Source organism: Algoriphagus sp., assembly GCF_039969895.1.
Taxonomy (GTDB): domain Bacteria; phylum Bacteroidota; class Bacteroidia; order Cytophagales; family Cyclobacteriaceae; genus Algoriphagus.
In genome coordinates this window covers 79,197-99,661 of record NZ_JBDVMZ010000021.1, presented here as the reverse complement: position 1 = coordinate 99,661, position 20,465 = coordinate 79,197, and the positions used below count along the sequence as shown (strand labels likewise).

The following is a 20,465-nucleotide window of genomic DNA, read 5'->3' as shown; positions in this document are numbered from 1 at the left end:
GCCAGTCACCTTATATTCCTTGCTTATCTGGTTGGAAGACCGATGACCGAAGCGGCCTCAATTCTTAAGTTTAACATTTGCTACATTGCTTATTCCACCTTACTGGTAGAAAAGCGGATAATCTTATTCACTTTTTTCCACTCCCTACAAGCCGCAGGACTAACGCTACTTACCACCTGTTTCCAGTAGATACTCGAAAGAAATTCTTCTAATAGAGCCCATTTTTGTGATTGCCCTCAGCATACGAAATGATATAAATCAGGTTCCTTATTATTTCTGATAAAAGGAGCTTGACAGATTATCAATCTAATTTTTCCACCTCTATATTCGAATAATAAAGGACATGTATATCTTTTATTATTTCACCATTAACCCAACTCTATATGCTCTCAAAATCACAAGCACGGGCATTCTTCTTAGGGGGCACGGCTGTCTCATTCCTGGCTTTTATAGGATTGACGATCTATTCTCTGGCCCCAAGCAATGACCAAACCAATCATCTAGCGATCACCGAACAGGTAATCAAAGGAAAACATCTTTGGGAAACCAACAATTGCATGGGTTGCCATTCGGTTCTGGGCGAAGGCGGCTACTACGCACCCGAACTCACCAAAGTAATCGAAAGAAAGGGTGGCCCTATGGTCAAGGCTATTCTCCAATCTCCAGTGCCCTGGTCACCGAATGGCCGACAAATGGTCGCCTATGAAATGTCTGACGAAGACGCAGAAGCGATGGTGGCTTACTTCGAATGGATAGGAGAAATCGACCTGAACGGATTCGAAAGAATCGTTTCTCCTTTGGCTAAAGACAAAATAAAAAGATAGATCCATGAAATATAAATCACAACAAGTAGCCTACTGGTTTTTCGCCTTGTGTATGCTTCTCTTCGCTCTACAGATCGTTTACGGGTTTATTATGGGCTTTGCGCGAATCGGAATGGACGGGCTCCATGAGTGGATCCCCTTCAATACTGCCCGCGCCGTTCACACCAATCTCTTGGTTGTCTGGCTGTTGACAGGCTTTATGGGTGCAGCGTATTACATTATACCTGAAGAAGCCCAGCATGAACTCGTCAGCGTGAAGTTGGCCTACGTGCAATTGATTTCCCTTGCTCTCGTGGGAGTAGCAGCTATCACAGGCTATCACTTTAATATCTGGGAAGGAAGAAAATTCCTGGAAATCCCAAGGGAATTGGATTACCTCGTCGTAGTCAATGTGCTGCTGTTTTTGGGGATAATTCTCACCACGCTTTACAAAGGTAAAAGACAGACTACCACTGCACTCGTGATGACCATGGGTCTTGTCTTCGCAGCCTTGCTCTACCTGCCCGGCATGATTTGGTTTGATTCGCAGGTGACAGATTCGTTTTTCCGCTGGTGGGTTGTCCACCTATGGGTAGAGGGAGTTTGGGAATTGATCATGGGCGGTATTCTAGCTTTTCTCCTCATCAAACTAACTGGAGTGGATAGAGAGGTGATTGAAAAATGGCTTTATGTCATTGTAGGATTGACTTTTCTATCAGGAATCTTGGGTACTGGACACCATTATTATTACATCGGTGTAAACAAAATCTGGTTAGTAGTGGGTGGAATATTCTCCGCGCTGGAGCCTTTAGCTTTCCTAGCCATGGCACTCTTCGCCGTGTATATGTATAGAAAAGGAGAAAGAAATCATCCGAATAAGATTGCTTTATTCTGGACGATTGGAGCAGCGATAGTTTCCTTTATCGGAGCAGGTTTGCTTGGTTTTGCACACACACTACCTCAGACCAACCTGTACACACACGGAACGCTAGTCACTGCGATGCATGGTCACTATGCATTCTGGGGAGCGTATGCGATGATTGTCCTGGCTATTATCAGCTACTCCATGCCCAATATGACTGGTCGCAAACGACACGATCAATTCCTCGGGCATCTTGCTTTCTGGCTTTCCAATATCGGTATGCTCGGTATGGTAGTGGCCATGGGTGTAGCCGGTGTGGTGCAAGTATATCTGGAAAGAATTCTGGGAATGGAATTCATGGTAGCTCAGGAAGAAGTGAAAATCCACTTTGTAGTGATGCTGCTCAATGCTTCCTTATTCGCTACGGGTATTATTCTATACATCTATGAGTTTGTTAAATACGGCCGACCAACAGATGAAGCGTTGACTATAGACACCGAAGAGGAGGCTAAAGTCCTGCGTTAAAAAAAATGAAAAGGTTAGAAAGGTTTTTTATCACCCAATAAGGAATCTATAAACCAATATGAAAAGTAAGGCTGGGCTAGTATAAAACATCTGATTAACAGTGTATCATCAAGTAAATCTAACCTCCTTGATTGAAAGGCTGGAAGACCGTTGACGGACGACTGAAGTACCGGTAATCCTAGTGCTAACCGCCTAATAGGTCAATTTTGCTTCTTCATGATACAATTTCAAAATCAAATTCTTTATAAATAGCCCGGCCCCTTTTCCAAAAATCAAAAAAATTAAACATGGTTCTCACTGCACCTTATTATAAAGAAACTCACAAGGAAGTTGACGTCTTCAGACAGGCCTTCCAAAACAAACTTCCACTCCTGCTGAAAGGCCCCACAGGAACCGGGAAATCCAGATTTGTAGAATACATGGCGCATGAACTGGGAAAGCGAATCATTACCATCAGCTGCCACGAAGAAACTTCCTCGACGGATCTGATCGGCAGATTTATTATCAAACGCTCCGAGACTGTGTGGTTGGATGGCCCACTTACCCGTGCGGTCAAAGAAGGCGCCTTGCTGTACCTGGATGAAGTGGCTGAAGCCAGGCCCGATATTATCGTCGCTATCCACTCGCTGACGGATCACCGCCGCGAGCTTTTCATCGACAAACTGGACGAAACCATCAAAGCTCACGAGGATTTTATGCTCGTTGCTTCCTTCAACCCCGGCTATCAGCGAGGATTTAAGGAATTAAAACCATCCACCAGACAGCGATTTATCGCGCTTTCTTTCGACTACCCCGATCCTAAAACAGAGGCCGAAATCCTCGTAAATGAAACCGGGATCGAAGCAGAGACCGCTAAAAAACTAGTAGCCATAGGCCAAAAAATCAGAAACCTCACCGAGCTAGGACTGGCTGAGACGGTATCAACACGCTTGCTTGTCGATGCTGCAAAGCTTATTCACAGCGGATTGCCAAAAAGACTATCGATCAATGTGGCGGTGGTGGAACCGCTTACTGATGACGTTCAAACTACCCAAGCCTTGAAGGATTTGGTAGGACTGATGATCTAACTGAGAGAAAAAATGGGACTGGATTTAGATGAGTGGATTTTTGGGAGCGTAGCCAAATTCCTTCGAAAAAAGAAAAAAGCTTCGGATGAAAAAATGGCGCATCGGGTGGAATTGGATGCTGTCAAGCCGCGCTTGCTTTTTCTCGCAAGAGCTATCACAGGCAATGCCATAGAACTATTTCCGGCAGAGCGAGAAGGAGGGTATAAAAACAACAACTTCTTTCTGCCCAAAGCCTTTTCAGAATTCCCCACCTGGGAAGAAAATCTGAAATTTTACTTCTACAGAACCTTCTACCTATGCATACAACAGGAATTGGGATTGAACTGGAAAAAGGAAACGGATGACCTGAAACTTTCTCAGCAAATGGCCGCCGAAAGCGCGCCAGCAATCCTTTCCTATCTCGAAGAGGAATACCTTACTCTTTTCAACCTCCATGAGGATTTCAAAATTTTCTTTGAGAAAAAAGCTGAAAAAAAGGAGCTGACCGATTACTCCTGGCTGTATGGCAAATGGATGTTCAGTTCACCGGATGCAGCCGAGGACGATTCGCTAACCAACTTTGATAAAAACACCAAGAAAGGAAAGGATGTCGCTCCCTCCACCATTTTGCAAGCAAAAGCAGTAGAGGAAGTCAAAAGTCTCACGGTGGACAAAAAGCAACAGGAAGACTACGTCATGACGCATAACTTCGAGAAGGTAGAAACTGCCGAAGAAGCGAATGGAGTCTGGCGGGATTTTGATGGAAAAGACGACCTAAAAGACCATCAGGATGCGCTGGAGGAACTCAGTATGCGGTTCACCGTCAGAGTAGATGATACGGCACACTCTGTATATCAGGCGGAATTTACCGAAAACACTTCCATCTGCGAATCCTCCGAGACAGATGAAAAGGGCTTGCACCTCAAGTATGACGAGTGGGATTTCAAAACGCGAGCGTACAAACCGGAATTCTGCAAGGTCTATCCGCGTCTCCAACTCAAGGCAGATTCTACCTATTATCAAAAAACCATTTCCAAAAATGCCTCCACGCTGATGAATTTGAGGAAAATGCTCACTTCGGTCAACAATAAAAAGAAGTGGCAACGAAGACAAAACCAAGGCGAAGAGTTTGACATCGATGCGATCACAGACTTTTACACTGATGTGCATGCAGGTAAAACACCCTCGGAAAACATTTACATCTCAAACCGAAAAAAAGAAAAGGACATTTCCATCATCCTCTTGCTCGACATCAGCCTTTCCAGCGATGGCTATGCTGCCAACAATCGTGTGATCGATGTTGAAAAAGAAGTGTCTATTCTCTTCGGAGAGATCCTACATGAATTCAACATCGACTTTTCCATCGATAGCTTTTATTCCAAGACCAGGAATTTCTCCACTTACCTTACGATGAAAGATTTTGACGAGTCTTGGGACAAGGGAAAACTGAAAATCGGCGCAGTAGAACCTCAGGGTTATACCCGGATCGGTGCTTCCCTTCGTCATGCTGGAGCCAGATTGGACCAAAGAAACACGGCAAATAAATGGGTTATTTTGATCTCGGATGGCAAGCCAAATGACTACGATAAGTATGAAGGAAAGTATGGAATTCAGGACGTCAAACAAGCTCTGAGCGAATTAAACAGCCGAAATATTAATTCGTACGCGCTGGCCATTGAGGCGAACGCCAAGTATTACCTGCCCCAGATGTTCGGACAAAATCACTATCAGATTCTCACTACTCCGATCGAACTCCTGCAGTCCCTCATCAAATTCTTCGAAAAAATAAAGCATCAGTAAAAAGCAGGGAAATTCTGCTAGCAAATTCCGGAAAAGATGGACACCAAAGCATATCAAAACCCACTTTTTTACCCTCCAGGAGGCATTCTGCTATGGATAATCATTTTCCTGGAACTCATCACCTTTGGGATGGGAATGCTTGGTTTGGCCTACAGTGGCTCATTCGAGCGGGAGATATTTAGGGAGTCAAGTGGACAACTCAGTCGAGTAATAGGAACGATCAACACCCTGATTCTTCTTTCAAGTGGCTACGCGATGGCAGCGGCGGTTCATGCATTTCAGGCATCTAACAAAGGCCGAGCTAAGCGTCTGCTTGTATGGACAGCTTCGGGCGGACTTCTATTTGTAGTAGTGAAAAGCTGGGAGTATTATGAGAAAATCTCGCTGGGAATCGGTTTGGGAGAAAACACCTTCTTCACCTTCTACTGGTTGCTGACTGGCTTCCACCTCATTCATGTATTCATAGGCTTGATCATCATTGGCGTAGTCTTATTCAAAATGAGATCTGCTACTTCCTCTATCGACACCGAGGATTTGCAAGCTGTCGGCGCATTTTGGCACATGTGCGATTTGATCTGGCTCCTGCTTTTCCCGGCACTTTATTTAATCTGGTAATCATGAAATCGAGTTTGCCTGAGGCAGGCAGGCATGACGAAGAACGTCACATACTGGGATGATTATAACTATGCAAGATTCTCCCGATCAAAATCGGGACAGGTTATATGGCCATTAAATACCAACTTAAAAACACATGAAAAATCCGCTTCTCTTGAGTTTTGTCGTGCTAGTTACCCTTACGCTTTGCACAGGTTTACTCTCTTATTTCGAGTTGATTTCGGTCAGATATATTCCCTTAGCCTTGATGGGATTGGCTATGGTAAAATTTGGTTTAGTAGCCTTTGAGTTTATGGAATTGAGAAAAGCGCATGGGCTCTGGAAGGTTTCTACACTTCTTATCGGGTTGATCTTAGCAGGCGGGATTTCATTTTTCGCTTTCTCCTAACTGTCCCTGTGTAAACTAGCTTGTTTTGGCAGATTGAATTCCCCATTTTTAGTCCTTACTACTTCCTTTTCCCTATGCGAATTCTGATACTTCTTTGGGCATTATGTTATTCTTCCGCCCTTTTCGCCCAAGAAACCCTAGTATTTGAAAGCGGCAAAGAAGGACATGCCACTTACCGAATTCCTGCGATTATCAGCACTCCCTCAGGGGAACTTTTGGCTTTTGCCGAAGGCAGAGTAAACGGTTCAAATGACTACGGAGATATCAACCTGGTACTAAAAAGAAGCAGCGATCAAGGCAGAACCTGGTCTGCGCTTCAGACCATAGTGGACTATGACGACCTTCAGGCTGGCAATCCGGCACCTGTCCTAGACCTCTTTGATCCTGAGCATCCGCAAGGCGTGGTTTACCTTTTTTACAACACCGGAAACAACCATGAATACGATGTGCGAATGAACAAAGGCGTACGTGAAGTCTGGATGATCAAGTCCTTTGACCTGGGTGTAACTTGGCAAAAACCCATTAATATCACCGCCCAAGTTCACAAACCAAATAATCCTGAGTTCAATCCAGACTACGCAAATCCCGCAGACTGGAGACACTACGCCAATACACCGGGCCATGCCATCCAATTCCAGCAGGGAGCTCACCAAGGCAGAATCTACGTCGCGGCAAACCATTCTTCAGGGGACCCAGTCTCAGATTGGTCGGATTATCAGGCACACGGCTTCTACACCGATGACCATGGCGAGACCTTCAACATCTCCGAGTCAATCGAATTTCCCGGTTCCAACGAATCCATAGCCGCCGAACTTCCAGATGGAAAAATGATCATGAGTTCGCGCAACCAACGCGGGGATATACGCCAGCGAATTATCGCCTTTTCAGAGGATGGTGGCACTACTTGGTCAGAGCAATATTTCGAGGAAAACCTTCCCGATCCCGTTTGTCAGGCTTCAATTTTGTCCTTTGAGGACAAGGATGGTAATACCATTTTGGCACATTCTAATAACGCCAGCACTGACCAACGCAATGACCTCACTGTCAAATTCAGCACCGATCTAGGCAGGACTTGGATTGACCCTTTGCTAATCGACCATAAGGATATTTCCGGAAACACCGCGTGGACTGCCTACAGCGACTTGGTTTGGCTAGGGGGAAAAGAGTTGGGAATTCTATATGAGCGCGACGAATACAAGCAGATAGTCTTCAAAAAGATCGAATACTAGGCTTATTTCCATTTGCCTCCTATCGCTGGAGTTAGGGTTATTCTATATATTTTAGAAAGAAACCCTACAAAACCATGAAATCAACCTCCCAAAAATTCCTCCTCGCCGTTTACGGGCTTTTGCTTTTTGTAGCATGTTCTTCTCCTTCGGAAAAGAAAACTGAGGCATCAGAGACTAGATCCAGCACTTTGCTGAAAGATTACGTGAACTCGCCCAGTCCAGATTTTTCCTACGAAATCGTACACAGCGTGCCGGGAGAGGAGTATGATTTTCATGTCCTAAGAATGGTATCCCAAAACTGGCTTACCACTGCCGAAGTCGATCAGACGGAATGGTGGCACTGGATCTCCGTGGTGGTGCCAAAGAAAACGCCTTTCACCACGAGCCTCATGTGGATCGGAGGAGGTAGTACGACTAGCAAAATGCCAGAGAAGCCAAATCAGCTTATCGTGACCGCAGCGATGCAAACAAATTCCATCGTAGCAGAAATCCACAACATCCCGTTTCAACCTATCAGTTTCACCGATGCACCCGGCAAACGGACAGAAGATGCCATCATTGCCTACGGCTGGCGCAAATTCTTAGAAGGCGGAGCCAAAGATGAAGATGCGCTATGGCTTGCAAGATTTCCGATGACCAAAGCAGTCAAACTAGGCATGGACGCTGTCACCGATGCCGTGGAGAAAAACTACCAAAAGAAACTTGATTCCTTCGTGATCGGTGGAGCTTCCAAACGAGGCTGGACTACTTGGACAACGGCCGCCACAGATGATCGGGTGGTTGCGATTATTCCAGTCGTGATCGACATGTTGAACCTCGATGAATCCTTTGATCATCATTGGAAAAATTATGGTTTTTGGGCGCCTGCAGTGGATGACTACGTGAGTGAAGGCGTGATGGATTGGATGGGCACGCCTGAGTTTGACCGACTTCTGGAGATTACAGATCCCTATTCATTCAAGGCAGATTTTGACATGCCAAAACTATTGATCAATGCCGCCGGGGATCAGTTTTTCCAACCAGATAGTTGGGAGTTTTATTGGAATGAACTGATTGGAGAAAAACACATGCAATACGTTCCAAACTTTGGTCATGACCTTTCTGAGTCTGATGCACTACCGAATATGATTTCTTTTTATGCTTCTATTCTAAACAAAAGCCCGAGACCGAAATACGATTGGAAAGTGACAGATGACAAAATCCAACTTACCTTGGATCCAGCAGACAAGCCTGTTTCAGTGAAAGCTTGGACCGCCTATAATCCCGAAGCGAGAGACTTCCGCGTAGATGAATTTGGTCCAAATTGGAAAGGGGAAGAATTGCAGATCAACGAATCAGGAACTTACGAGTTGGCTTTGCAAGAACCTGAGAGAGGCTTTAAAGGCTATTTCATCGAAGTAACTTTTGCAGGGAAAACTCCACTGAAAATCACTAGTGGTGTGGAAGTAATGCCGAGGACTTATCCATTCTCCCAGTATGAGCCGAAGCGTGTGCAGGAAACTGCCAATCAATAACTCAAGGGGTGTCACGCTATCACCCCACCAATTCCCTCTCGATTTCCTCCAAGGACTTGCCTTTAGTCTCCGGCAAAACCAAGTAAATCACCAAAAACCCGGAGGCACATATTCCTCCGTAGAGCCAGAAGTTGTTTGCCCATCCTAAGTTCTCGCGTATGGCAGGAAAGAAATACGTCAGGGTGAAATTCCCTACCCAGTGCGCTAATGCGCCGATGGAAATCGCTGCTCCTCGAATCCGAGTAGGAAAAATCTCCGATAGCACCACCCAAAGCAAGGGAGCCAAAGTGAAGGAATAGAACATCACATTAGTCAATACCGCAAGAACAACAGCATTTCCTCCGAGGTCTATCAGGAAAAAATACCCGATCAAACCATACAAAATCGCCATCGCAGCAGTACCGATAAGTAGAAGCTTTTTTCGCCCAAATCTATCCACCGTAGCCAACGTGATAAAAACCGAAAGCACCATCACACCGCCAATCACGACAATATTCAGCATCATTTGCTTGAGATTGTATCCCGCTGCTTGAAAAATGTCTGCGGCATAATAAATCACCACATTGATTCCGCTCCACTGCTGAAGGAAGGCTAAGAAAATACCGATTCCGAGCAATTTAACCACTCTTTTCTGGAGCAGTTCTTTGAAATTGACCTGCCCGAAATCTCCTTCTTTCAGAGTAGTCTTCACCTCCACTAGGGTATCCTTCGCATAGTCCTCCCCTCCTATTCGCACCAAAATTTTTCGCGCTCGATTTTCTTCTTTATTCTTGATCAGCCAAGGCACGGACTCGGGAACAAAGAACATCAACACAAAAAATAACAGCGCCGGAATAGCTTCTGCTGCAAACATCCACCTCCACCCGTATTGCCCGGACCAACTCGCTGCAATCATCTCAAAACTTGCATCGTCTGCCAATTGCGTGTCCGCAAGGGAAATTTGCCAGTTGATCAGCTGAGCCAGAAGCACTCCGATCATGATCAGCAGCTGATTGATGGTGACCATTTTCCCCCGTTTCTCAGGAGGAGAAAGTTCGGCGATATAAAGCGGTGAGAGATTCAGCGCAACTCCCATCGCCACGCCACCGATGATTCTATAGAAATTAAACTCCCAAAAAGTCCCAGCCAATGCGGTTCCTATAGCCGAAACAGAGAATAAAAGACCTGAAGCAATCAGTAGTCTTTTCCTGCCCAACTTATCTGAAATCAGAATACAGATCCCCGCACCGATCATGCATCCGATGAGGGCCGAACTCGTGCCCCAGCCCTGATCTGCTGCGGAAGTGATGTTAAAAAAAGGCTCGTAGAAAGGCTTGGCTCCACCAATCACCACCCAGTCGTACCCAAACAAAAAGCCTCCCAGAGCTGCGGAGAGGCTTATTAGCCAAATATAAGTTTGGTTGTAAGTATAGGTCGGTTTCATGGGGTTGTGGTGTGAGTTTGGGAAAATCAAACCATAAAATAGGCCTTTTTGGGATTTTGGCAATCCTGTGCCTACCCCACCACCGGATTCAATTCCGTGTCAATCACCTCACCGATTTTTGCTCCAGGGCACCAGGTATTCCAGTCATGGATTTGGTTATCATTCTTGGGATTCATCAGTTTGGCTTCAGCATCCATGTAAATCACCGTCATTACTTTGCGTATCTGATCTGTTTGATTCGCTCCGGCACGATGAAAAACCCATCCTGAGTGAAAGCTCACCTCACCCAGATCAAAAGCTTCGATTACCTGCTCGAAGTTGTTGGTACGTAGATTATCCTTGATTTTGGTTTCGGAATAATCACCGATCTGCAAATCTCTTCCAAAGACAATTTGCTGACTTTTAGCCGAAAACTCCAGCGGTCCCATTTCCAGCGGAGTTGCCTGAATAGGAATCCAAGCAGTTATCGTATTATCGGTATCTATCGGCCAGTAATACTGATCCGCATGCCAAGGAGTAATCCTCCACCTGCTTCTTTGAATAAGGCCAGATCGTGGTATATCCTCACTTGCTCACAGCCCATTAGATCCGCAGCGATTTGCGCTAGTCGTTTGGTAAGTACCACCTTTTTGACTTCCTCAGATTCTGTCCACAAATTGAAAATCTACAAGAATGCCTTGCTGTAAGTGTCCCGTTCATCCATGGGTTTATCCTGCGTGTTTTTCCGCTGAACTTCAGCTGAAATCACTTCATTGAAATGCGCTACTTCTTCTGGACTTTGCACCTGCTTGAGTTTGATGAAGTTATTTTCCTGGTAAAAAGCTTTTGCCTCAGGAGAGATGGCGTTGGGTTGATGCAGGTTATTCATGGGTTTGGGGATTTTTACTCAAATTAGGAAGCTCAAATTCAAAACAATTTAATCAATAGATATGAAAGCACCTTGATCAATTGAAAATAGGACTTTAATCCCTACCATGTAATACGAAAATCAAAATTTCAAAAGCTATAAAAAAACCTTAACCAAAGAAAAATAAATTTTTTCATGAAATTATTTTACTTTTAATAAAATTTTCAACCAAATTCAATTTTCTTTCTAAGAAGAAGTAAGGGTTGAAATATCATATCTTAAATTCGATGCTTAAATCAATTCTTAGAGGTCTAAGTTGCCATATTGACATACTAATAATAAAACAAACTTTTAACTTAAATTCTTTTCACTTTAACTCTATTATCCTATGAAACCCTTAAAATTTGTTCTCCTTGGAATCTTTTCCTTTACATTTTTCAGTTGCAGTGATGAAATTCCATTAACTCCAACGGATTCTAACAAACAATTACTTATCCTCACCCCAGAACCTTTAGATTTTTTTGGTAAGGAGCATAATAATGCATTGGACAGTATTTTCCAAAACGTGATAAATACGAATAAGTCAGTAAATTACAGAAAAATTAATGACTATTGTATAAACTATGTATTTAATATTAATAATAATACAAAGAAAACCCCGGATGATCCAAATAATTTAACCAGCCTAGAACATATAAATGCTCTGAAAGATATTATAGAAAACTCTGAAAAAATGAGTTTTAACCAAATGTTACAGAGTCGTAACTTAACTTTGAATCAACAAAAATATGTTTCCCTTATTAAAAATGAAATTAAAGACACAAGAAATACTTTTGACATTATAATTAAAAATATATTAGAAATCGAAAAACAAGCTTTACTCGAGCTCAACGAAAATGAAATCATTTATATTTTAGGCATGACAAGCATATCTAAGGATTCAATAGAATATTGGAATACTGAGAAAGGTGAGAAGTGGTTTAAAAAATACAACGTGAAATTTATTCCTATTGGGACTCACAACTTAATTCAAAGCCAAATTGATTGGCATAATGTTGCTGTAGCGGACCTAGTTGCATTTGGATATGGATTTCCTTCAGGTGTAACCACAGGAATGGTTGCAGGTGGTTTAGCTTTGGGAGTATCAACTGCAGGAATAGGTGCAGGAATAGGAGCGGTGTTAGGAGGTTTCGTTGGTGGTTCAGCAACAGGTTTAGCATCTGCAGTTACTGCTTCGGCAATAACTGCAGCGGCAGAAGGGATAGTTTCAATATGGCTAGAATAATAAAAATCAAGTTAATTATATATTTTTTTTTAAGCATTATTGTAATGTTATTTCTAAAAAAATACTTACCCCCATTATATTTATTACCTGCAATAATTTATGGTGGTTATTTTTCTAAAATAACAATTACAAAAGAAAAGATATATGATTTGGTAATTTATTTTAGAAATTTATTTGAATAAGGCACCTTCAACATAGAAAAAATACTCTTATTGTCAGACATCTCTTATAAATGCTCCTAAGATAATAAAATATTGTCTTAGGAGTATTTATCATAAGCTATTCTCTTTATCATGACACATCCATAGCTATATAGTCCACTTTTTCATAGCCCATCAAATCCACAGTAATCTGAGCAAGGCGCTTACTCATCACCAGCTTTTTCACTTACACGCTTTCCGTCCAGAGATTGAAAATCTGCAAGAATGCTTTGCTGTAGCTATCGCGCTCTTCTAGTGGTCTTTCCTGCGTGTTTTTCCGCTGAACTTCAGCTGAAATCACTTCATTGAAATGCGCGACTTCCTCTGGACTAAGCACCTGCTTGAGCTTGATAAAGTTATTTTCCTGGTAAAAAGCTTTTGCCTCAGGAGAGATGGCGTAGGGTTGATGCAGGTTATTCATGGGTTTGAGGGTTTACCCTCAAATTAGGAAGCTCAAATGGCTAAAAAAATAGATTTTATTAAAAAGTGGTTTTTAGCGCAGGAGGCGCCAAGGACGCAGAGTTTTCGCAAGAGCTTTTTTTATAAAAATGAAAACATAAAAAGCTCAACGCCTCCGTTCGTGTCTCACGAATGGTTTATTGCGACTAGCGCCCTTTGCGCGAACTTGGTGCTCTCAGCGATTAAATTAACTGCATAGGCTTCGATCCCGATTACTATACGGGGGTGCCAAACCATTTATACCTGTCCCCCGTGGGAGAACTCTGTAAGTAGTGCAGGGAAGTTGACAAACTCATATACTATAGCCCTGAAAAGGCAGAACATAGAGTTTCACCCTTTCAGGGCTATAGGCATTTGCTTTTCCTATACCCCCGGCTTTGCCGAGGGTTATGAATCGTTTCAATCCTTCGGATCTTTTTCGGACGTTCAGTGCCTACCTTCGTGTCTCACCAACGATTATTGATGCTACAGTCGAATCGTCCCTCACCGCCATCTTTCACGCACGATTTCAGATTCTACAAACGAACCCTTCTCTTAGAACGAGTTTTAGATTTTTATAGAATTATCTCCCTCCGCCCTCGTTCGCGTCTCACGAACGAGTTCAGCAACTTGCACCCTTTGCGTGAACTTTGCGTAAACTGCGGTTAAAAAAACAAAAGCCTCAGCAAACGAATCTGCTGAGGCTCTTTATGATAGGTAAAACGTAACCTTACTTTTTCTTTCTATCTTCAAAGATCTTATCGATCAAGTTGGTGTCTTTTGCACCAAAGAAACCTTGTCTGCCTTGAAGATCATCCAGATACATATCAATGTATTTCTGACTTAGCTCTGAACTGTCTCCATATTTCTCTCGCAAACCGTCCAGCTGCTTATGAAGCTCAGCCTGAATTTCAGCATAAGCAGGATCATCATAGACATTGGTCATTTCATTTGGATCCTTCTTTCTATCGATCAATTCCCACTCGTCATTGTCAAAGTAGTAGTGCACCAATTTATACTCCTTAGTAATGATCGCGTAGTGACGCTTCACCATATGCACAGATGGATATTCGTAATAGTGATAGTAAACCGCATCGCGCGTCCATTTGTCAGTTTCACCCATCAGCAATGGCAGTAAGCTTTCACCCTGCATATCAGATGGCGCTTCGATCCCAGCGGCAGCTAGGAAAGTCTGTGCGAAATCAAGATTCTGAACCATCTCATCAGATTTTGTCCCTCCTTTTACTTTTCCAGGCCAAGCCATCAATAAAGGTGTTTTGAAAGACTCATTATATACAAAGCGCTTGTCAAACCAGCCGTGCTCGCCAAGGTAAAAACCCTGATCAGAAGTATAGACGATGATCGTATTTTCCATCAAATCATTTGCTTCCAAGTAATCCAACACGCGGCCCACATTCTCATCCACTGCTTTGATCGTACCTAGATAATCCTGCATGTAGCGCTGATACCTCCACTTCATCTTATCTTCCTCGGTCATGGTTGGATAAGCTTTCTTGAAGTCTTCATTGACTTTCATATATGCCTTGTCCCAGTTTGCACGCTGCGACTCATTCATTCTTCCTACTTCCCGCTCAAAGGCTCCTTTATCCCAATTTGAGTTTTCAGGAATGCCCAATTCATCCATCACATCCGGATAAACCTTTGAATCCCCAGACCAGTGCATATCGGTCAGCAAGTTCATTTCCGCTTCGTGAGCAGCTCTTCCTCTTCCAGAGTAATCATCGAACAAGGTCGCTGGCTCCTTGAAAGTTCTGTTGGTAAATTCCTCCACATGGCGCTCAGCAGGAAGCCACTCACGGTGTGGGGCTTTGTGCAAATACATCAGCATAAAAGGCTGATCAGCTTTGCGCTCATTTTGTAACCAATCCAAGGTCATGTCTGTGATGATATCCGTCACATAACCCTCTACCTTGATGTTACCCTCGTTTTTGGTGATGAAATCAGGATTGTAATACGCTCCCTGACCTGGTAAAATCTTAAACTGGTCAAAGCCTTTTGGACTGTTGCCAAAGTGAAGCTTACCAAACATCGCTGTCTGGTAGCCTGCATCATGAAGGATCTGAGGAAAAGTGACATTTGTAGTATCGAAAGGAAAATGATTATCGACTTTGCCATTGATATGCGAGTGCTTTCCCGTTAGGATGGTTGCGCGTGAAGGCGCACAGATCGAATTGGTAACTGAGGCATTCGTGAAAAGCATACCCATTTTTGCAATTCTATCAATATTAGGAGTTTCGATCAGCGTATTATCATAAGCAGAAATCGCCTGATAGGCATGATCATCGGACATGATGAAAATGATATTCGGCCGATCGCTTGTCTTGGCCGCTTCTTCTGTCTTGCAGGAAAAAGCAAAAACTGCCAAGGAGCCAAGGAAAATGGATTTTAAAATATGCTTCATGTTATGGTGGTTTTTTAGGTATAACTATTTGTCTTTAAAGATGTCAGTTGCAGCACTTTCTTTGGTTAGCCTGATGTTAGGTGAGCGATGACCGATGCGGCATTAGCTAAAGCTCTTACTTCTTTTCATTTCCTTTTATTTTCACTCTGGTAGTAAAAGACCTAGAATCATCATCAGTTCGGGTCAATCCCAATTATCTTCAGGACATTCAGCCCACTTCGGTCTCCCGTCTCCCGTCTCTCGTCACCCGACATCAAACCTCCTTCATCCCTCAAGAAATGGCTTCTCAAACCTCAAGAAATGACAGGTATATCCATTCGGGTTTTTTACTAAATAATTTTGATGGTAGTCCTCAGCTACCCAAAATGGTGTAAATGGCTCTAAGGTAGTCACGACTTTACCTGGCCACCTTCCAGACTCATTTACCAAGGCTATCATTTCTTGGGCTTCTTTCTTTTCCTCCTCGTTTTGGTAGAAAATAGCCGAGCGGTAGCTAGATCCCCTATCGTTACCTTGTTGATCCACGGTGGTAGGATCGTGCACTCTGAAGAAAAAGTCCAGAATTTCCTTAAAGGAAGTCACCGAAGGATCGTAAGTCAGTTCTATGCTCTCGGCATGTCCGGGATGATTTCTGTAAGTAGGGTTTTCATTTTCCCCTCCTTGATACCCAACTTCTGAATCCATTATTCCTGGACGTGTCCTGAAGAGATCCTCCATCCCCCAGAAGCATCCCCCTGCGATATATGCTTTTTTATAATTGCTCATTTTATTTCAATTTTTTTAAAGTAAGAGAAGGCCCGGCACTTTGATTCTTTTCCTCCTAGCCAACTGGAAAGATACCTAAAGTGTAACATACTAGATCCAATTGACTTATTTCATAATTCCCCGCATTTGGCAGTAAAAATCTAAACCAATCGCGTTTAAGTTTGACTCTTAGATTGAGGCTACTGCAGTCTTCTGTCTTCCCGCCTTATAAGCTACTAATAAAGACAACTGTCATCGCTTAGATAATCACTTCCCATTTCTCTTATTGTAAACCTCCATATATTCATCCAAAAACCGCTTATCGTTCGCATCGCTGTCGCCATATTTCATCCGCACTTCTTCGAATTTCTTGTGCATCATCTCCCGCACTTCAGCATAGGCAGGATCGTCATAGACGCTATTCATTTCCCTAGGGTCTTTTTCCAAATCATACAATTCCCACTCGTCCACATCGTAGTAAAAGTGAATCAACTTGTATCGATCGGTAGATACTCCGTTGTGGCGCTTCACGCTGTGCTCGGCTGGATATTCATAATAGGTGTAATAAACAGCATCTCTCCACTCATTACTTTCTCCGCTGACAAGTTTTCTGAAAGAATCGCCTTGCATTTCCTTTGGAATTTCAATACCAGCATAATCTAGGAATGTAGGCGCAAAATCAAGGTTTTGAACCAAACTTTTGATAGAAGTCCCGGGCTTGATTTCCTTCGGATATTTCACCAACAGTGGTGTGCGGAATGACTCCTCGTACATAAATCTCTTGTCAAACCAGCCATGCTCTCCCAAGTAGAAACCTTGATCAGAGGTATAAACTACAATTGTGTTTTCGGCCAAGCCATTTGCTTCCAAATAATCCAGCACCTCACCTACTCCATCATCGACTGATTTGATCGTCCGCAGGTAGTTTTTGATGTAGCGGTTGTATTTCCAAATCGCGATCTCACGCTTCTTCTCCAGCGTAAGCGTATTCTCATTTAGTTGCCCATAGGCTTTGAGAAATGCTGCATTCTTTGGATCGTATGCTTCTCTCCAAGCCTTCAACTGCTCAGGATTAAAGCGTTTAAGATCTCCTTTCAAGCCTGTGCTATCTCCATTAGGATTCACTTCCAGCATCAAATCACGTCCCCAACGCATTATTTCATCGATTTCCATCGTCTGCTCTTTGGCAGCAGTCCCTCTTCCTTGGTAGTTGGTTTCATGGTCAAAGAAATTCGCAGGTGGGGTAAATTCCTTGTCATCGTAAAGCGTCAAATACTCAGGAGCGGGCTTCCAGTTTCGGTGCGGAGCTTTCTGATGATAAAGCATCACGAAAGGCTTTTCTTTATCTCGGCCATTTTCTAGCCAATCCAAAGCCAAGTCAGTTGTGATATCGGTGACATAGCCTTCGATTCTCTTCGTTTCCCCATTGATCAAAAAGTCAGGATTGTAATAATGGCCCTGCCCAGGCAAAACAATGGAGTAATCAAATCCCTGTGGCTGTCCATCCAGATGAATTTTCCCGATCAACGCTGTAGCATAACCATTTGCTTGCATCAGCTTCGGAAAATTATCCTGATCCCAATCAAAGGGCTGAATATTATCCACTTTGCCGTTCAGGAAGCTGTGTTTGCCCGTCAACAATACCGCCCGGCTAGGCGCGCAGATAGAATTGGTGACGGTGGCGCGGGTGAAAATAGCCCCTTCCTTAGCTATTCGATCTATGTTTGGCGTCTCATTCAACCCCTCTCCGTAAGCGCTAATAGCTTGATAGGCATGATCATCGGCCATGATAAAAATGATATTTGGCCGCTCTGTTGGCTTTTGTGCATCCGTACTGCTGCAAGCCATCGTAGCGATACATGCGACTAAATAGAGAAAACAGTTCTTCATTCCAGACATAAATTATTTTTTTTATAAAGTCCCAATTTAGAGGTTATTGCTTTAAAGCAGAAGTTGTGAATTTAATCTAGCAGATTACTCGCTGATACTGAAAGCGATGCCCATCTCTCCTTCCGAAATTTCAACTTTGAAATTCATGAATAAGACACGAAATATTCCGGCAACTTCTCGCTCTTAGCAGATCATGGCATGAATAAACAAAATAAATCAGACAAAATTAGTCCCGCAGCCCTAATTTCGATATGTTAGTAGCGAAATTCTGAGCAGTGCAGTTTTTTCCGCCTACTTTTCAGTTAGAATTATCCTATCGAAATGACATCAATCAGCTCCATAGACTTAGTCATCTTACTTACTTACCTCTTGGCGATAATCCTTATAGGTCTGTGGTTTTCTGCCAAAACAAGAAAATCAAGTCAAGTCTATATCCTCGGAGGAAGATCTATTACGGAGCCTGTGATTGGCATCTCACTTTTTGCATTCACTAACACAACTGTCCGTTTGGTGGACTTAGCAGATTCAGGTATTTCTATTTTCAACAATACTGCCTATGCTTTTCAGCCAATGAAGCTCGTAGAAATAGTGCATCTCTCCTCTCAAGATGGAGGAGTGTCCTTTGAAAAAACATCCTAAAACAATGAAGCAACTACTTATAATTCTTTTCCTATTTCATTCTGCTATTGCTTTTTCTCAGCAAAAGAAGAAGCCGAACGTGCTATTCATCATATCCGATGATCTGACTACGACGGCATTAGGTAGCTATGGAAATGAGTCTGCGCACACCCCTTCTACAGATCAATTGGCGAAAGAGAGTACGGTTTTTACCCGCGCATATTCACAATACCCGGTTTGTGGCCCATCTCGTGCCTCCTTTATGTTTGGCTACTATCCCAATGCGACGCAAACCTATGGATACGTCAGCGGGCGAGAGGAAGTCGGCCCGGATAGACCATCTATGACTGAGCTGTTCAAACAAAACGGCTATTACACTGCGCGAGTGAGTAAAATCTATCACATGGGAGTCCCGATTGATATAGAGACAGGTTCGGATGGAAAAGATGATCCGGCATCCTGGACGGAGAAATTCAACTCCCAAGGACCTGAGTGGCAAGCGGCAGGTGAAGCGGAATTGGTGCAAAATAATCCGGATGGAAACATAGAAAGAAAAGGCGGCAACGTGATGACTATTGTCAAAGCAAGCGGCGATGATCTAGCCCATTCCGATGGCAAAACAGCTGAAAAAGCCTCTGAACTTATCCGTACGCACAAGGACAAACCCTTCTTTTTGGCGGTGGGATTTGTACGGCCGCATGTACCTTTTGTGGCACCAGCCAAATATTTCGAGCCTTTTCCATACGAAGGAATCAAACTACCAAAGCAGCAAGAAAATGACTGGGACGACATTCCAACACGTGGAATCAATTACGTGACCAGCGTCAACGCGGAAATGAACGATGTCCAGAAGCAGAAAGCAATCGCTGCGTATTACGCTTCGGTTTCCTACATGGATGCGCAGGTGGGCAAGGTGCTGAAGACGCTTAAGGACGAAGGGCTAGAAGACCAAACGATCGTGGTCTTCACTTCTGACCATGGATTCCTACTCGATGAGCATGAATTCTGGATGAAGGTGAGTCTGATGGACGAGTCAGTCCAAGTGCCGATGATGATCAAAATCCCAGGCAAAAAAGCCCAAGTTGCCAATTCCTTTGTGGAATTGATCGACCTCTACCCTACGCTTGCCGAACTCGCTGGCTTGGACTACCCCAAAGAAATCCAAGGGAAAAGCCTGACGCCAGTATTGAAAAATCCAAAGAAGAAAGTCCGTGACTTTGCTTTCTCAGTGACGCAGGGAGGGAAATCATTTTTGATCAGAACTGACGAATATGCTTACATCCAATACGATGAGGATGCAGGTTCAGGTATGGAACTTTACGACATGAAAAATGATCCGCAGCAATTCACGAATCTGGCGATGAACCCTGAGTACCGTACTGTGGTGGCTGATTTGCAAAAGAAACTAGCTCAAAAACTTAAAGAAGTCAGAACAAACGATCTGGGCATAACCTACGACAAGTGATTAAAGCATAATAACATCTTCCATCCTTGGATAAAAAGGAAATCTATAAGGTGATGTCAGATTTTGGAATCACTTTTAAGAAAATGGCTGATGATCCCAACTTCCACTAGCTCGGTCCACCTAAAGGCGTGGTGCAACTAGGCCTGGCTGCGGTGGTGAATGCCTGCTGTGAATTCTGGGTAAAAGCTGAGGATGAATCTTTTGTCATTTTTATCCCGCTTGATTTACAAGCTGACTTTTCAACTGTCCCACCCTGTACATTTTTATCAAGCAGTGGACTCAAAAATCTCTACCCGTACTCCCAGTTGCAGACAAGAGCATTAACCAATCAGAAGAGGTAAGCTTACGAGT

Annotated in this window: 19 protein-coding genes; 11 read left to right on the top strand and 8 right to left on the bottom strand. The window is 43.4% G+C overall.

All coding sequences use genetic code 11. The annotated features are described in order from the left end of the window. The first annotated feature begins 383 nt into the window (after nt 1-383). The 8 genes from ABJH64_RS15155 (at nt 384) to ABJH64_RS15120 (ending at nt 8,782) form a co-directional block, all read left to right on the top strand. A complete protein-coding gene (locus ABJH64_RS15155) occupies nt 384-824 on the top strand; it encodes a c-type cytochrome (RefSeq protein WP_348276554.1) in 441 nt (146 codons plus the stop codon). Nucleotides 825-828: 4 nt separating this feature from the next. After that, nucleotides 829-2,190: a cbb3-type cytochrome c oxidase subunit I gene (locus ABJH64_RS15150; protein ID WP_348276553.1), complete on the top strand. Its 1,362-nt coding sequence runs from the start codon at nt 829-831 to the stop codon at nt 2,188-2,190. A gap of 287 nt (nt 2,191-2,477) precedes the next feature. Beyond that, nucleotides 2,478-3,257 carry a CbbQ/NirQ/NorQ/GpvN family protein gene (locus ABJH64_RS15145; RefSeq protein ID WP_348276552.1) on the top strand — a complete coding sequence of 260 codons (780 nt, stop codon included), beginning with the start codon at nt 2,478-2,480 and terminating at the stop codon, nt 3,255-3,257. Nucleotides 3,258-3,269: 12 nt separating this feature from the next. Continuing rightward, on the top strand, nt 3,270-5,036 hold the full coding sequence (locus ABJH64_RS15140) for a VWA domain-containing protein (protein ID WP_348276551.1): 1,767 nt from the start codon (nt 3,270-3,272) through the stop codon (nt 5,034-5,036). Nucleotides 5,037-5,072: 36 nt separating this feature from the next. Further along, on the top strand, nt 5,073-5,651 hold the full coding sequence (locus ABJH64_RS15135) for a cytochrome c oxidase subunit 3 (protein WP_348276550.1): 579 nt from the start codon (nt 5,073-5,075) through the stop codon (nt 5,649-5,651). Between the two features lie 136 nt (nt 5,652-5,787). Continuing rightward, nucleotides 5,788-6,039, top strand: a complete 252-nt coding sequence (locus tag ABJH64_RS15130) for a cytochrome C oxidase subunit IV family protein (RefSeq protein ID WP_348276549.1) — start codon at nt 5,788-5,790, stop codon at nt 6,037-6,039. 74 nt (nt 6,040-6,113) lie between these two features. Beyond that, a complete protein-coding gene (locus tag ABJH64_RS15125; protein WP_348276548.1) occupies nt 6,114-7,268 on the top strand; it encodes a sialidase family protein in 1,155 nt (384 codons plus the stop codon). Nucleotides 7,269-7,342: 74 nt separating this feature from the next. After that, nucleotides 7,343-8,782, top strand: a complete 1,440-nt coding sequence (locus ABJH64_RS15120) for a PhoPQ-activated protein PqaA family protein (protein ID WP_348276547.1) — start codon at nt 7,343-7,345, stop codon at nt 8,780-8,782. A gap of 19 nt (nt 8,783-8,801) precedes the next feature. On the opposite strand, the gene ABJH64_RS15115 is transcribed toward ABJH64_RS15120, so the two are convergent. From ABJH64_RS15115 to ABJH64_RS15100, 4 genes are all read right to left on the bottom strand, one after another. Continuing rightward, nucleotides 8,802-10,205, bottom strand: coding sequence for a sugar porter family MFS transporter (locus ABJH64_RS15115; RefSeq protein ID WP_348276546.1), 1,404 nt, complete (start codon nt 10,203-10,205; stop codon nt 8,802-8,804). Nucleotides 10,206-10,276: 71 nt separating this feature from the next. Continuing rightward, nucleotides 10,277-10,672 carry a phytanoyl-CoA dioxygenase family protein gene (locus tag ABJH64_RS15110; RefSeq protein WP_348276558.1) on the bottom strand — a complete coding sequence of 132 codons (396 nt, stop codon included), beginning with the start codon at nt 10,670-10,672 and terminating at the stop codon, nt 10,277-10,279. A gap of 14 nt (nt 10,673-10,686) precedes the next feature. After that, nucleotides 10,687-10,860, bottom strand: coding sequence for a hypothetical protein (locus tag ABJH64_RS15105; protein ID WP_348276545.1), 174 nt, complete (start codon nt 10,858-10,860; stop codon nt 10,687-10,689). 9 nt (nt 10,861-10,869) lie between these two features. Beyond that, nucleotides 10,870-11,073 (bottom strand): hypothetical protein, encoded by a 204-nt coding sequence (locus tag ABJH64_RS15100; RefSeq protein ID WP_348276544.1) that lies wholly within the window; start codon nt 11,071-11,073, stop codon nt 10,870-10,872. 367 nt (nt 11,074-11,440) lie between these two features. Here ABJH64_RS15100 and ABJH64_RS15095 point away from each other — a divergent pair, with 367 nt between their 5' ends. Then, the gene (locus tag ABJH64_RS15095; protein WP_348276543.1) at nt 11,441-12,337 is read left to right on the top strand and encodes a hypothetical protein; all 897 of its coding nucleotides are present in this window, start codon (nt 11,441-11,443) and stop codon (nt 12,335-12,337) included. 387 nt (nt 12,338-12,724) lie between these two features. Here the strand turns inward: ABJH64_RS15095 and ABJH64_RS15090 are convergent, their stop codons facing one another. The 4 genes from ABJH64_RS15090 to ABJH64_RS15075 form a co-directional block, all read right to left on the bottom strand. After that, entirely contained in the window at nt 12,725-12,958 is a 234-nt protein-coding gene (locus ABJH64_RS15090) for a hypothetical protein (protein ID WP_348276542.1), read from the bottom strand. Nucleotides 12,959-13,705: 747 nt separating this feature from the next. Further along, on the bottom strand, nt 13,706-15,397 hold the full coding sequence (locus tag ABJH64_RS15085; RefSeq protein ID WP_348276541.1) for a sulfatase: 1,692 nt from the start codon (nt 15,395-15,397) through the stop codon (nt 13,706-13,708). Nucleotides 15,398-15,661: 264 nt separating this feature from the next. Next, entirely contained in the window at nt 15,662-16,162 is a 501-nt protein-coding gene (msrA, locus tag ABJH64_RS15080) for a peptide-methionine (S)-S-oxide reductase MsrA (RefSeq protein ID WP_348276540.1), read from the bottom strand. Between the two features lie 246 nt (nt 16,163-16,408). Continuing rightward, on the bottom strand, nt 16,409-18,031 hold the full coding sequence (locus tag ABJH64_RS15075) for a sulfatase (protein ID WP_348276539.1): 1,623 nt from the start codon (nt 18,029-18,031) through the stop codon (nt 16,409-16,411). A 321-nt stretch (nt 18,032-18,352) separates the two neighbouring features. On the opposite strand from ABJH64_RS15075, the gene ABJH64_RS15070 reads away from it, so the two are divergent. Beyond that, nucleotides 18,353-18,670, top strand: a complete 318-nt coding sequence (locus tag ABJH64_RS15070) for a hypothetical protein (RefSeq protein WP_348276538.1) — start codon at nt 18,353-18,355, stop codon at nt 18,668-18,670. 4 nt (nt 18,671-18,674) lie between these two features. Beyond that, nucleotides 18,675-20,114: a sulfatase gene (locus ABJH64_RS15065; RefSeq protein WP_348276537.1), complete on the top strand. Its 1,440-nt coding sequence runs from the start codon at nt 18,675-18,677 to the stop codon at nt 20,112-20,114. Nucleotides 20,115-20,465 lie beyond the last annotated feature (351 nt).